Source organism: Mesorhizobium captivum (genome assembly GCF_033977165.1).
GTDB lineage: Bacteria > Pseudomonadota > Alphaproteobacteria > Rhizobiales > Rhizobiaceae > Mesorhizobium > Mesorhizobium captivum.
Window position 1 is genome coordinate 1 of the sequence record NZ_JAVIJB010000050.1, and the last position, 12881, is coordinate 12881.

The following is a 12881-nucleotide window of genomic DNA, read 5'->3' on the forward strand; positions in this document are numbered from 1 at the left end:
CTGCGCTGCAGCTGCGGAGGGTGGACCGGGCATTTCTCCCCGTATAGTGACGGGGAGAAAGGGCTGGCCGCAGCCTTGGCGCTGTTCTTGCAACGCTGGAGATTGGCGAAGTCGTCCATGAGAGCGCCCCTCTCCCCGTCACTATACGGGGAGAGGATGCCGGCAGGCAGGTGAGGGGCAGCGCAAGCGTCTAAAAAGATGCCAATCTCGCCCCGCTCTGAGTCACCCCCAAATGAACAACGCCACCAGTCCGAGCCCGCCGACCACCAGGCGCCACCAGCCGAACAGCGAGTAGCCCTTGCGCGAGACGAAATCGAGCAGGAAGCGCACCACGAACAGCGCGGTGACGAAGGCGGCGACGAAACCGACGGCGATGATCGGCAGATCGGCCGAGGTCAGCACGTTGCGGTTCTTGAACAGGTCGAAGGCGAAAGCGCCGACCATGGTCGGCATCGCCAGGAAGAAGGAGAACTCCGCCGCCGCGCGCTTGTCGACGCCTAGAAGCAGCGCGCCGACGATGGTCGAGCCGGAGCGCGAGGTGCCGGGGATCAGCGACAGGCACTGGAACAGTCCGATCTGCAGATAGAGCCTGGTCGGGAAGCGCTCGACATCGCGATAGACCGGCTTCAGGTTCATGCGGTCGACGGCGAGCAGCACCACGCCGCCGATGATCAGCATGATGCAGATCAGCCGCGGCGATTCGAACAGGAAGGTCTTGATGAAGTCATGCGCCAGCGCGCCGATGACCGCTGCCGGCAGGAAGGCGATCAGGATGCCGATGACGAAGTGCCTGGTCAGCCGGTCATAGGGCAGTTCGAGCACCATCTTCCACAGGCGGCGGAAATAGACGCTCAGAATCGCCAGGATCGCGCCGAGCTGGATCAGGATCTCGAAGGCCTTGCCGGTCGAATGGAAGCCGAGGAAATGGCCGGCGAGCAGGATGTGGCCGGTCGAGGAGACCGGGATGAACTCGGTCAGGCCCTCCAGCAGCCCAAGCAGCAGCGCTTCGACGATGGTCTGGCTTTCCATGGCAACCTCAGGATTTCGGGGACGACTGGAGACAACGGCTTGCTTGTCACGGCGCGGAAGTCCCCCTATAGGTCGCAACACCGTGACGGCCGCATGACGGGCCGCCAAGACTTACCGGCGCTGACACCGATTCGCCAGTGCGCCCTATCATCGCGGAACCATGCTGACGCTTTTCCACCATCCGATGTTCGCCACCTGCCGGTTCGTGCGTCTCGCTTTCGGCGAGTATGGCGAGGAATTGGCGCTGATCGAGGAAAAGCCGTGGACGCGGCGTAAGGAGTTTTTGGCGCTGAACCCGGCCGGCACGCTGCCGATCCTGCTTGCCGAGGGCGACGTGCCGATCGTCGGCGCCATGGTGATCGCCGAATATCTCGATGAGACCCGCGGGGTGCTCAAGCGCGACAAGCGGCTGTTCGCCGAGGACCCGATGCAGCGCGCCGAAATCCGCCGGCTGACCGACTGGTATCTCAGCAAGGCCGAAAGCGAGGTCACCCGCCACCTGGTGCGCGAGCGCGTGCTGAAGCCGGTCATGCCGGAGACGGCAGGCGGCGGCTCGCCCGATTCGGCGGCGATCCGCGCCGCGCGCGCCAATATCCGCCAGCACATGAAATACACCAACTGGCTCGCCGGCACGCGCCATTGGCTGGCCGGCAACAAGGTGACCTATGCCGACCTCGCCGCAGCGGCGACGCTTTCGGTGCTCGACTATCTCGGTGAGATCGACTGGCGCGAGCACTCGGCAGCCCGCGAATGGTACACACGCGTGAAATCACGGCCGTCGTTCCGGCCGCTGCTCACCGACCGGGTACGCGGCCTGTCGCCGGTATCACATTATGCGGACCTCGACTTCTGAAAACTTACGCGCGCTGATCGACGCGGAGGCGCGGCGCGCCGGCTTCGATGCGGTCGCCGTGACCAGGCCCGGCGCGATCCCGCTGGCGCCCGCACGCCTGGCGGAATTCGTCGCCGACGGTTTTCACGGCTCGATGGACTGGATCGCCGAGACCATCGAGCGGCGAGCCGAGCCCTCGACGCTGTGGCCGGAGGTGCGCTCGATCATCGTTCTGGCGATGAATTACGGCCCGGATCGCGATCCGCGCGACGTCCTCGAAAAGCGCGATCGCGGCGCGATCTCGGTCTATGCGCAAAATCGCGACTATCACGACGTGATGAAGGGCCGGCTGAAGGAGATCGCCGGCAAGATCGTCGCGCGCGCCGGGGGCGACGTCAAAGTGTTTGTCGATACGGCGCCGGTGATGGAAAAGCCGCTGGCCGAAGCCGCCGGCCTCGGCTGGCAGGGCAAGCATACCAATCTGGTCAGCCGCGCGCACGGCTCGTGGCTGTTCCTCGGCACGATCTTCACGACGGCCGAGCTCGAGCCGGACAAAGCTGAAATCGACCATTGCGGCTCCTGCCGCGCCTGTCTCGATGTGTGCCCGACCGATGCTTTCCCCGCGCCCTACCGGCTCGATGCGCGGCGCTGCATCTCCTACCTCACCATCGAGAACAAGGGGCCGATCCCGCACGAATTCCGCGAGAAGATCGGCAACCGCATCTATGGCTGCGACGATTGCCTCGCCGTCTGTCCATGGAACAAGTTCGCCAGCGTTGCCTCGGAAGCCAAGCTTGCCGCGCGCGCCGATCTGCGCGAGCCGTCGCTTTCGGAACTCTTGCTCCTCGACGACGCGGCGTTCCGCGCCTTCTTCTCGGGCTCGCCGATCAAGCGCATCGGCCGCGACCGTTTCGTCCGCAACGTGCTGATCGCCGCCGGCAATTCGAGCGATGCCTCGCTGACGCCGATCGTGCAAGGCCTGCTCGACGACGGCTCGCCGCTGGTGCGGGGTGCGGCGGTATGGGCACTTTCGCGACTGATGCCTCGGCGCGATCTTGCCAAGCTCGCGGCATCGGCCTTGAAGGCCGAAGGCAATGCTGCGGTGCGCAACGAATGGTTTTTGGCGCTGCCGGATTCTGCGAAGGAGCGTTGAAGAGGTTCATTGATGGGCGAAAGACGCTTCTTCATTTTCGGCGCCGGCTATTCCGGCAGGGCCTTCGCGCAGGCCAACGGGCAGGGCGCGCCGATCCTGGGCACGACCCGCGCGCCGGAGAAGTTCGAGGTGTTGCGGCAGGCGGGCATCGGGCCGTTGCGCTTTGATGGTTCGCTGACGCCCGAAATCAGCGACGTGCTTCGGCAAACGACGCATCTCATCGTCTCGGTCGCCCCGGGCGAGGCCGGCGATCCGGTGCTCAACGCCGCCGGCGAGACGATCCGGGCAAGGATGCCGGCGCTGGAATGGATCGGCTATCTCTCCACCGTCGGCGTCTATGGCGACCATGGCGGCGCCTGGGTGGATGAGGGCGCCGAATGCAGACCGGTATCGAAGCGCTCGATGATGCGGGTGGCGGCCGAAAAGGACTGGCTGAGGCTCGGCCGGGAGATCGGAAAACCGGTGGCGATCCTGCGGCTCTCCGGCATTTACGGCCCGGGCCGCAACGCATTGGTCAATCTCGAGGACGGCACCGCGAGGCGGCTGGTCAAGAAGGATCAGGTGTTCAACCGCATCCATTGCGACGATATCGCCGGCGCTCTGTGGCACCTGGCCGGGAACAATCTCGGCGGCATCTTCAACGTCACCGACGACGAGCCGGCGCCGCCGCAGGATGTCGTCGTCTATGCCGCCCAATTGATGGGCGTGGAGGCGCCGCCGGAAATTCCCTTCGAGACCGCCCAACTTTCGCCCATGGCGCGTTCCTTCTATGGCGAGAACAAGCGCGTCGCCAACACGGCGATCAAGGCGGCCGGCTACAGCTTCCGCTTCCCGAATTACCGGGTGGCGCTGGAGCGGATGTGGGCCGACGGCAACTGGCGGGACGGAGAACCGCGCAGCCCGATGAAACGCTCGTGATCGAAGGATGACGTGCGCCGTGCTATGATTCGCCTGAGCGCCGCATGGGTGACTGGAGAGGGACCCTGATGACGATCCGATCGCTGCCCGACAGGAAGCCGTTCCTGACCGCCGCGTTTGCGCTGGTGACTTTAGCCGCGCTGGCGGCGGCCGCGATCTCGGCAGAACCCCGTGCAAAAGACCTGTTCGGCGCCAGGAAACTTCCGGCGGTGGCGCCGGCGCAATCCTTCGGCTTCTATTCCAAAGGCTGCTTCACCGGCGGCGTCGCTCTGCCGATGGACGGTCCGAACTGGGAAGTGATGCGGCCCTCGCGCAACCGCCGCTGGGGCCATCCGGCGATGATCGCGCTGATCGAGAAGCTCGCCCGCGATGCTCGCGCGGATGGCTGGCCGGGTCTTTTGATCGGCGACGTTTCGCAGCCGCGCGGCGGTCCGATGATGACCGGGCATGCCTCGCACCAGATCGGCCTCGATGCCGACATCTGGCTGACGCCGATGCCGAGGCGCCCGCTGACGTTTGCCGAGCGCGAGACCATGAGCGCGACGCTGATGGTCGACGAGAAGACGCATCTGGTGAAGGAGGCGCTTTGGACGCCGGCGCATACGCGGCTGTTGAAGCGCGCGGCGAGCTACGCGGAAGTCGAGCGCATCCTCGTCAATCCGGGCATCAAGAAGAAGCTTTGCGACACGGTCACCGGCGACCGTTCCTGGCTGCGCAAGATCCGCCCGTTCTGGGGCCACGACTATCATTTCCACATGCGCATCGGCTGCCAGCCTGGGTCGCCAGACTGCAAGGCACAGGAGGCGACGCCTGACGACGACGGCTGCGGCAAGCCGCTTGCCTGGTGGTTCACCGAGGAGCCCTGGCGACCGAACAAGAACCCGGATGCGCCGAAGGCCCGCGACCTGATGACCATGGCCACCCTGCCGAGGGAGTGCCAGGCGGTGCTTGCCGCGCCGGATGCGCCTTCGCTGGAGGCGGTCACCTATCAGAGCGGCGGCGCGGCAGCGGTGGCGGCCGCGAAGCAGGAACCGACCGAGCCGGCCGAGACGATCTCCAGCGGCAATGCTGTGCTTCCCGCAGCAGCCAGCGCCTTCGCGCCGACGCCGAAAATTGGCATTCCGCTGCCAAGGCCAAGGCCGGGGAACTGAGGCCGGGGGCAATTGCTTCCGCGCTAGGGACAGCCAATTGTCGAGGTCGGCGCTGCCCCTCATCGCCCTGCCGGGCACTTCTCCCCGTATAGTGACGGGGAGAAGGGGCTGACTGCGACGCCGGCTCCCTTCTTGCAATGTCGGCGATTAGCGAAACCGCCGATGAGAGCACCCCTCTCCCCGTCACTATACGGGGAGAGGATGCCGGCAGGCAGGTGAGGGGCAGCGCAAAGGCTGAAAGGTGAGCGAGGGCGACCTCAACGCTGAAGCAAATGCCATGAACCTGAGGCCAAACCGGCTTTCCCTTTGCAAGTCCATGCGCTAGTTCAACGAACAGACAACGGCATATTCGCCCGAACGGGGACGAACAAAGAGCATGGCAGGCGAAGACGACACAGCGCTGCGGTTTCCGGTCCTGATCGGCGATATCGGCGGCACCAATGCGCGCTTCTCGATCGTGCTCGACGCCAATTCGGAAGCGACCGAGCCGCAGATCGTCCAGACGGCCAATTTCGCCACCATCGACGAGGCTATCCAGGCGGCGGTGCTCGATCGCTCGTCGATCCAGCCGCATTCGGCGGTGCTGGCGGTTGCCGGCCCGGTCGACGGCGACGAGATCCGGCTCACCAACTGCCCCTGGGTGGTCAAGCCGCGCCAGATGTTTGCCAATCTCGGCTTGAGCGAGATCGTCGTGCTCAACGATTTCGAGGCGCAGGCGCTGGCGGTCGTGGCGCTCGGCGAAGAGCATATGGAAAAGATCGGCGGCGGCACGCCGGAGCCGAGCGCCGGCCGGGTCGTCCTCGGCCCCGGGACCGGGCTCGGCGTCGCCGGGCTGATCTATGCGCTGCGCCACTGGATACCGGTGCCGGGCGAGGGCGGGCACATGGACATCGGCCCGCGCACGGCGCGCGACTTCGAAGTCTTCCCGCATATCGAAAAGCTCGAGGGCCGCATCTCCGGCGAGCAGATCCTGTGCGGCCGCGGGCTGGTCAACCTCTATCGCGCGGTGGCCAAGGCCGACGCGAAGCCGGCGCCCTTCACCACGCCGGCAGAGGTCACCGCGGCAGCGCTCACCAAATCCGACGCGGTGGCGGAAGAAGCGCTGTCGCTGTTCGTCACCTGCCTCGGCCGCACCGCCGGCGACGTGGCGCTGGTGTTCATGAGCCGGGGCGGCGTGTTTTTGACCGGCGGCATCGCGCAAAAAATCGTGCCGGCGCTGAAAGCCGGCAATTTCCGCGCCGCTTTCGAGGACAAGGCGCCGCATAGCGCGCTGATGCGCGCGATGCCGGTCTATGTCATCACGCACCCGCTGGCCGCGCTTCTCGGCCTCGCCGCCTATGCCAGGACCCCAGCGCTGTTCGGCGTCCAGACCGTGGGACGGCACTGGCGGGCGGCCGTTTGAGGCTACGGGTCCGTGACCTGTTATGAGCCGCGACGAAGTTTCGCCATAGGCAAGCCACGACCGGAGCGCTAAGAGGGGTGCCAAATTGCGGCCCTGCTGCGAAGGCAACCGAAAAATCACGGAACAAACCCCGATTTGAACCAGTCGCTTCAACCTCAAGCGAAGGCCCTGCCGGGCGAGACCTGGGCGATCCTGCGCCGCATCATCGCCGAGAACGGCCGCGAATACCGCTGGGCCTATGTGGTGGCCATCACCTGCTCGCTGGTCGTTTCGGGCACGACGGCCTTCGCCGCCTGGATCATGAGCCCGGTCGTCAACGAGATCTTCTATCAGCGGCGCGGCGATCTGATCTTGCTGATCTGCGCGGGCATCATGGCTTCTTTCGTGTTGCGCGGACTTGCCACCTACGGCCAGGCGGTGACGCTGGCCAGGATCGGCAATAATCTGGTGGCGCGCTACCAGCGCCGAATCTTCGACCATCTTATGAAGCTCGGGGTCGGCTTCTTCACCGACACGCGTTCGGGTCAGCTCGCGGCGCGGGTCAACGAAAACATCAACGGCATCCGCGATCTTCTGTCGATGACGCTGACCTCGATCGCGCGCGACGGGGTGTCGCTGATAGGCCTGATCGGCGTCATGATCTATCAGGACCCGCTGTTGTCGCTGTCCTCGCTGCTGATCGGGCCGCCGTTGATCTGGGCCGTCGTCTACCTGCAGCGCCGGGTGCGGCGCATCTCGCGCGAATCCGTGCAGATCAATTCGCGGCTGATCGGCGCCATGCAGGAAGCGACGCAAGGCATTGCCATCGTCAAGGCCTTCACCATGGAGGAAGAGCTCGCGCGCCGCATCGGCAGTCTTTCCGAGAGCGCCGAGCAGCGTGGCAACAAGATCGCCCGCGTCTCTGAGCGGCTGACGCCGATCTCCGACTTGCTGGCCGGCCTCGCCGTCACCGGCGTCATCGCCTATTCCGGCTACCGCGCGCTGGTGCTCGGTCAGCCGCCGGGCGCGGTCTTCTCCTTCATCACCGCGCTGATCCTCGCCTATGATCCAGCACGGCGGCTGGCGCGCATGCAGGTCGGCATGGAGCGGGCCTTGGTCAATGCGCGCATGATCTACGAGCTGCTCGACCTCGAGCCGCAGCAGGGCGACGCGCCCGGCGCGGCCGAGGCCAGGATCGCCAGCGGCGAGGTGCGCTTCGACAATGTCACATTCAGCTATACCGAAGACATGCCGGTGCTCAGGAACCTGAGCTTCACCGCCGCCGCCGGCAAGGTGACGGCGATCGTCGGCGCCTCCGGTGCCGGCAAGTCGACGCTGGTGGCACTCTTGCAGCGCTTCTACGACGTCGACAGCGGCAGCGTCGTGGTCGACGGCCAGGACATTTCCAAGGTGACCAAGCAGTCGCTGCGCCAATCGATCGCCTATGTTTCGCAGGCGCCCTATCTGTTCGAAGGCACAATCCGCGACAACATTCGCTACGGACGGCTTTCCGCCTCGGACGCCGAGATCGAGCTGGCGGCGAGCCAGGCGGCGGCCGACGACTTCATCCGCCAGCAGCCGCAGGGCTACGACACGCCGGTCGGCGAAAACGGCGTGACGCTGTCGGGCGGCCAGCGCCAGCGCGTCTCGATTGCCCGCGCCATCGTGCGCCAGGCGCCGATCCTTTTGCTCGACGAGGCGACGTCGGCGCTCGACAACGAGGCGGAAGCGCGCGTCCAGGAAGCGCTGACCCATGTCATGGAAGGGCGAACCACCATCGTGATCGCGCACCGGCTGTCGACGGTGGTCAATGCCGACCACATCATCGTGCTGGAAGAAGGGCGGCTGGTCGAGGAAGGTACTCATGCCGCACTGATGGCCGACCCGCACAGCGTCTATGCCCGCTTCCACCGTGTGCAGGGCAAGAAGGGGCTGGGGCTTGTCGACGACGCCAAGCCAATCCAAACTCCGGTCCCGCGCAGTCGCGCGAAGAAGGCCGTCGGGAGAAGCGCATGAGCGAAACGGGCGACATGGGCCTGGTGGTGGTTGGTGCGGCCGGCCGGATGGGCCAGACGCTGATCCGCGCCATCCACACGATTCCGGGTGCAAGAGTAGCCGGCGCCGTTGAACGGCCAGGTTCGCCCTATCTCGGCAAGGATGCCGGCGAGCTCGCCGGCATCGGCATCATCAACGTGCCGATCGTCGACGATCCGCTGCCGGCCTTCGCCAAGGCCGATGGCGTGCTCGATTTCACCGCGCCCAAGGCAAGCGTCGAATTCGCCGGCTACGCCGCGCAGGCGCGCATCGTCCATGTGATCGGCACGACCGGCTGCTCGGCCGACGACGACGCCAAGATCGCGGCTGCGGCGCGCCATGCGACGATCGTCAAATCCGGCAATATGAGCTTAGGCGTCAACCTTCTGGCGGTGCTGGTGGAGCAGGCGGCCCGCGCGCTCGAGCCGCAAGATTTCGACATCGAGATCCTGGAGATGCACCACAAGCACAAGGTCGACGCGCCGTCGGGCACGGCGCTGCTGCTCGGCGAGGCGGCGGCGAAGGGCAGGGAGATCGCGCTCAAGGACAACAGCGTGCGGGTGCGCGACGGCCATACCGGCGTGCGCAAGACCGGCACGATCGGCTTCGCCACGCTGCGCGGCGGCTCGGTGGTCGGCGAGCACAGCGTGATCCTGGCCGGCACCGGCGAGCGCATCACGCTCTCCCACCAGGCCGAGGACCGGGCGATCTTTGCCCGCGGCGCAGTCAAGGCGGCGCTTTGGGCCCGCGCGAAGAAGCCCGGGCTTTATTCCATGCGGGACGTGCTCGGCCTGAGCTGAGGCGGCTCTTATCCAAACCACGTTATCAGGAGCAAACATGTCGGGAACTCTCGTGCTCGTGCGCCACGGCCAGAGCGAATGGAACCTGAAGAACCTGTTCACCGGCTGGCGCGACGTCGACCTGACCGAGCAGGGCAATGCGGAGGCTCTTGCCGCCGGCGAGAAGCTCAAGGCGCGCGGGTTGCAGTTCGATATCGCCTACACTTCGGCGCTGAAGCGGGCGCAGAAGACCTGCCAGCACATCCTCGACGTGGTCGGCCAGAGCAGTCTGAAGACCATCCGCGATCAGGCGCTCAACGAGCGCGACTATGGCGACCTCTCAGGCCTCAACAAGGACGACGCGCGCAAGAAATGGGGCGAGGAGCAGGTGCATATCTGGCGCCGCTCCTACGACGTCGCGCCGCCCGGCGGCGAAAGCCTGAAGGACACCGGCGCGCGCGTGTGGCCCTATTACCTGCACGATGTGCAGCCGCATGTGCTGCGCGGCGAAACGGTGCTGGTCGCCGCCCACGGCAATTCGCTGCGTGCGCTGATCATGGCGCTGGACGGCAAGAGCGGCGAGGAGATCGTCAAGCTGGAGCTCGGCACCGGCGTACCGGTCATCTACAAGCTCAATGCCGATTCGACGGTGGCGAAGAAGGAAGTGCTGGAGGGGTGAGGCAAGCCGGCTCAACCAACGCGCTCCGCAAAAAAGCGCGTTGACACGCTTCGATTGCCCGCTTACATGAGCGCCCACCAGCCCAGATGGCGGAATTGGTAGACGCGCACGGTTCAGGTCCGTGTTCCGCAAGGAGTGGAGGTTCGAGTCCTCTTCTGGGCACCAAATTCCCGTTTCAGACGTTCTGACGCGATGAGCAAAAAGCCCGGATTTTCCGGGCTTTTTTGTGCCCGGCAACTCGTCTCGGGTTGAACCGTTCCTATCTTGTCGCGTTAACCCGAGGTTCCGTGATGCCCAAGCCATTCAAGGAATGGAAGGTTCTGCCGCATGGCAGGCTCACCCCTGTCGACGACAATATTCTGACGGTGACCGGCGACATACCGATGCCCGTCGGCAACATGAAACGGCGCATGACCGTGGTGCGATTGCGCGACCAACGGCTCGTTATATTCAGCGCCATCGCGCTCGACGACGAACAGATGCGCGCGATCGAGGCCTTCGGCCAGCTGGCCTTCCTGATCGTCCCCAATGATCACCACCGGCTCGATGCAAAGCCATGGAAGAACCGCTATCCCGCTCTTCAGGTGATTGCACCGCCGGGCGCGCTTAACAGTGTCGAGAAGGCGGTACATATCGATGCGACACGCGGCGACTTTGGCGATCCCGACGTCAAGCTCATCACCGTCCCCGGAACCCGCGATCGCGAAGCGGCGCTGCAAGTCGACGGACCAAACGGCACGACGCTCGTTCTCAATGACATCGTCGGCAACATCCGCGATGCATCCGGCTTTGCAGGCTGGGCATTGCGCATGATGGGATTTGCCGGTGATGAGCCGCATATACCCTGGCCGGTCAAGCTGGCGATGGTCGGCGACAAGGCGGCACTCGCAGCGCAATTGAGTCGATGGGCGGAACAGCCGGCGCTGAAGCGCATCCTTGTCTCGCATGGCTCCGTCATCGCAGATGACCCGCAGGGGGCGCTGCGCAAGCTGGCAGCGTCGCTCGGATAGCGGTTGGAATTGCGTCAAAAAGTGATGCGCGCCTCTCCTGGGCACCATCCTTCGCTCTTCGAGCTTCGGATGGCAGGCCACCCGGAGTTTTAAGAGCGAAGGGGGGTGTCCTCCGAAGCCTTGGCGAGGGAAGACCGCACGATATGAGCGCCTGATTTCCAGGCTTCGCCAGCTATCCGACCGCACGGCGGGCGGTGATGATCCAGGCACGCGAGTCGAACAGAACGCCCTCGGCCGTCATGTGCGCCTCTAACATATCGCGCAGCCGCCGCGACACCTTACCGGGCGGCTCGGCCGTACGGGCAAGCGCTTCCTTCACCATTTGGAAGCTGCCGAGAGCATCAAACGCGGCCGCGACATTCGGCCCGTAGAAGACCGGCTCATTCACCTCAGTGAAGTCGATGGATATAAATCCGGCCGCGCTGAGAAGATCTGCAGCGACGGCAGGATCCCCGAGTGAGAACGCCATGGGGACATCCCCGGACGGCGTGCTTTCCGGGTTCAGGGCCTGCTGAATGGCTCCTGACCACTCGTTGCGCTCCTGACTCTGCCAGACCATGCACACAAGGCGCGCGCCCGGCCGCATCGCCCGGCCGATATTGGCGAATGCCGCCGCCGGATCGGCAAAGAACATCACTCCGAACCGGCTGATGCAAAGATCGAAACTGGCAGCAGGGAACGGATGGGATTGCGCGTCTCCCTGCTCAAAGGCCACGTTGCGCAGCCCGGCTTCGGCGCAACGCCGCCGCGCAACTTCGAGCATCTCGCCGGACGTATCCACGCCGACCACCTCTCCGTCGACGGCGACGCGTGCCGCCTCGCGGGTCGTTTGTCCCGCACCGCAACCGATGTCCAGCACCCGGTCACGTATCGCGACACCGGCAGCCGCCCCAAGGTGCCGATTGTACCGTGCCAGTTCCAAGTCATAGAAGTCAGCGCATTCCAATGCCATCACCCCGCTTTATCTTGGCTGCCGAAGGACGTTGGCTGCTCTGCCGTTTCCACGACAGCCTTGTAAGCCGTCGCGGCACTGAATTGCACTCTTGGCCGCGGCATCCGATTGTAGCAAGAGCGAAGGGTGAAAAGGGCGAGCCCCTCTTCCGGCCAGGCGTCGAACAAACCGCTTCAAACCTAGCAACCCTGGCGCTACGGTCGCGGCATGGCCGCTTCCGTGAATCGGCGAGGAGACCGTGATGGACGAATGCAGGCATACGGACGGCATCAAGGACGTGACGCCGAGCGCGCTCGGCTGCGAGGAATGCCTGAAGAGCGGATCCTGGTGGGTGCATCTCAGGCTCTGCCGCACCTGCGGCCATGTCGGCTGCTGCGACGACTCGCCCAACCGCCACGCCACCAAGCATTTTCATGCCACCCGGCACCCGGTGATCGAGGGCTACGACCCACCGGAGGGCTGGGGCTGGTGCTACGTCGATGAGGTGTTCATCGACCTCGGCGAGCGCACGACCCCGCAGAACGGCCCGATCCCAAAGTCTGTTTGAGACCGCCTAGTGCAATTCCAGGAAAAGTATGAACGGTTTTCCGCCCGGAATTGCGTAAAAACAAAGAGTTAGCGCGGTTCGGCGTTTCCGTGAAACGGTGACCCGTTCTAGGTTCCTGGCGCGCAAAAAAAGGGTCGCCCGAGGGCGACCCAAAAAGCCCGTGCTGTAACACGTGGGCGGAACTTATTGCGGACATCCAGCGGCTTTCGGGTCCGCAACGCAGTCGGCTATGAGCGAGAACTTGGAGTTCAACGCCGAGCCGAGCGAGGTTGCTCCGACCATGATCGCCAGTGCGATCAGTGCCGCGATCAGGCCGTATTCGATCGCGGTCGCACCGGATTCGTCGTTCTTGAAACGCTTGATTAGATTGAGCATTGGAGGATTCCCTTGTTGCCCGTTAGTGACCTCCGCAACCT

13 protein-coding genes and 1 tRNA gene are annotated in these 12881 nt (G+C 64.9%); 11 read left to right on the top strand and 3 right to left on the bottom strand.

Features of this window, described 5'->3' with window-relative positions; all coding sequences use genetic code 11:
* Nucleotides 1–222: 222 nt before the first annotated feature.
* Nucleotides 223–1029 carry an undecaprenyl-diphosphate phosphatase gene (locus RFM40_RS28980; RefSeq protein ID WP_320230186.1) on the bottom strand — a complete coding sequence of 269 codons (807 nt, stop codon included), beginning with the start codon at nt 1027–1029 and terminating at the stop codon, nt 223–225.
* 160 nt (nt 1030–1189) lie between these two features.
* Between RFM40_RS28980 and RFM40_RS28985 the strand changes: the two genes are divergently transcribed.
* The 10 genes from RFM40_RS28985 to RFM40_RS29030 all read left to right on the top strand — a co-directional run bounded on the left by RFM40_RS28985 (nt 1190) and on the right by RFM40_RS29030 (nt 10966).
* Complete coding sequence (locus RFM40_RS28985) at nt 1190–1882, top strand: glutathione S-transferase family protein (protein ID WP_278077066.1); 693 nt, start codon at nt 1190–1192, stop codon at nt 1880–1882.
* Nucleotides 1863–3014 (top strand): tRNA epoxyqueuosine(34) reductase QueG, encoded by a 1152-nt coding sequence (gene queG, locus RFM40_RS28990; protein ID WP_320230185.1) that lies wholly within the window; start codon nt 1863–1865, stop codon nt 3012–3014. Before RFM40_RS28985 ends, queG begins: the two co-directional genes overlap by 20 nt.
* A 12-nt stretch (nt 3015–3026) precedes the next feature.
* A complete protein-coding gene (locus RFM40_RS28995) occupies nt 3027–3932 on the top strand; it encodes an SDR family oxidoreductase (protein ID WP_320278700.1) in 906 nt (301 codons plus the stop codon).
* Between the two features lie 68 nt (nt 3933–4000).
* Nucleotides 4001–5083, top strand: coding sequence for a penicillin-insensitive murein endopeptidase (gene mepA, locus RFM40_RS29000; RefSeq protein WP_320230183.1), 1083 nt, complete (start codon nt 4001–4003; stop codon nt 5081–5083).
* 376 nt (nt 5084–5459) lie between these two features.
* The gene (locus RFM40_RS29005) at nt 5460–6485 is read left to right on the top strand and encodes a glucokinase (RefSeq protein WP_320230182.1); all 1026 of its coding nucleotides are present in this window, start codon (nt 5460–5462) and stop codon (nt 6483–6485) included.
* A gap of 135 nt (nt 6486–6620) precedes the next feature.
* Nucleotides 6621–8480 (top strand): ABC transporter ATP-binding protein, encoded by a 1860-nt coding sequence (locus RFM40_RS29010; RefSeq protein ID WP_320230181.1) that lies wholly within the window; start codon nt 6621–6623, stop codon nt 8478–8480.
* A complete protein-coding gene (gene dapB, locus RFM40_RS29015; protein WP_320230180.1) occupies nt 8477–9298 on the top strand; it encodes a 4-hydroxy-tetrahydrodipicolinate reductase in 822 nt (273 codons plus the stop codon). The genes RFM40_RS29010 and dapB overlap by 4 nt, the downstream gene beginning before the upstream one ends.
* 37 nt (nt 9299–9335) lie before the next feature.
* Complete coding sequence (locus RFM40_RS29020) at nt 9336–9956, top strand: 2,3-bisphosphoglycerate-dependent phosphoglycerate mutase (RefSeq protein ID WP_320278701.1); 621 nt, start codon at nt 9336–9338, stop codon at nt 9954–9956.
* 80 nt (nt 9957–10036) lie between these two features.
* Nucleotides 10037–10121, top strand: a tRNA-Leu gene (locus RFM40_RS29025).
* Nucleotides 10122–10246: 125 nt separating this feature from the next.
* On the top strand, nt 10247–10966 hold the full coding sequence (locus tag RFM40_RS29030) for a hypothetical protein (protein WP_320278702.1): 720 nt from the start codon (nt 10247–10249) through the stop codon (nt 10964–10966).
* Between the two features lie 172 nt (nt 10967–11138).
* On the opposite strand, the gene RFM40_RS29035 is transcribed toward RFM40_RS29030, so the two are convergent.
* A complete protein-coding gene (locus RFM40_RS29035) occupies nt 11139–11918 on the bottom strand; it encodes a class I SAM-dependent methyltransferase (protein ID WP_320278703.1) in 780 nt (259 codons plus the stop codon).
* 241 nt (nt 11919–12159) lie between these two features.
* Here RFM40_RS29035 and RFM40_RS29040 point away from each other — a divergent pair, with 241 nt between their 5' ends.
* Nucleotides 12160–12465, top strand: a complete 306-nt coding sequence (locus RFM40_RS29040) for a UBP-type zinc finger domain-containing protein (protein ID WP_320230176.1) — start codon at nt 12160–12162, stop codon at nt 12463–12465.
* A 183-nt stretch (nt 12466–12648) separates the two neighbouring features.
* Here the strand turns inward: RFM40_RS29040 and RFM40_RS29045 are convergent, their stop codons facing one another.
* Entirely contained in the window at nt 12649–12840 is a 192-nt protein-coding gene (locus tag RFM40_RS29045; RefSeq protein ID WP_320230175.1) for a Flp family type IVb pilin, read from the bottom strand.
* Nucleotides 12841–12881: the final 41 nt, after the last annotated feature.

What these genes read in the sequence shown, in the direction of transcription:
- RFM40_RS28980 (WP_320230186.1), bottom strand. Translation starts at nt 1,029, where the DNA reads ATGGAAAGCCAGACCATCGTCGAAGCGCTGCTGCTTGGGCTGCTGGAG.
- RFM40_RS28985 (WP_278077066.1), top strand. Translation starts at nt 1,190, where the DNA reads ATGCTGACGCTTTTCCACCATCCGATGTTCGCCACCTGCCGGTTCGTG.
- queG (WP_320230185.1), top strand. Translation starts at nt 1,863, where the DNA reads ATGCGGACCTCGACTTCTGAAAACTTACGCGCGCTGATCGACGCGGAG.
- RFM40_RS28995 (WP_320278700.1), top strand. Translation starts at nt 3,027, where the DNA reads ATGGGCGAAAGACGCTTCTTCATTTTCGGCGCCGGCTATTCCGGCAGG.
- mepA (WP_320230183.1), top strand. Translation starts at nt 4,001, where the DNA reads ATGACGATCCGATCGCTGCCCGACAGGAAGCCGTTCCTGACCGCCGCG.
- RFM40_RS29005 (WP_320230182.1), top strand. Translation starts at nt 5,460, where the DNA reads ATGGCAGGCGAAGACGACACAGCGCTGCGGTTTCCGGTCCTGATCGGC.
- dapB (WP_320230180.1), top strand. Translation starts at nt 8,477, where the DNA reads ATGAGCGAAACGGGCGACATGGGCCTGGTGGTGGTTGGTGCGGCCGGC.
- RFM40_RS29020 (WP_320278701.1), top strand. Translation starts at nt 9,336, where the DNA reads ATGTCGGGAACTCTCGTGCTCGTGCGCCACGGCCAGAGCGAATGGAAC.
- RFM40_RS29030 (WP_320278702.1), top strand. Translation starts at nt 10,247, where the DNA reads ATGCCCAAGCCATTCAAGGAATGGAAGGTTCTGCCGCATGGCAGGCTC.
- RFM40_RS29035 (WP_320278703.1), bottom strand. Translation starts at nt 11,918, where the DNA reads ATGGCATTGGAATGCGCTGACTTCTATGACTTGGAACTGGCACGGTAC.
- RFM40_RS29040 (WP_320230176.1), top strand. Translation starts at nt 12,160, where the DNA reads ATGGACGAATGCAGGCATACGGACGGCATCAAGGACGTGACGCCGAGC.
- RFM40_RS29045 (WP_320230175.1), bottom strand. Translation starts at nt 12,840, where the DNA reads ATGCTCAATCTAATCAAGCGTTTCAAGAACGACGAATCCGGTGCGACC.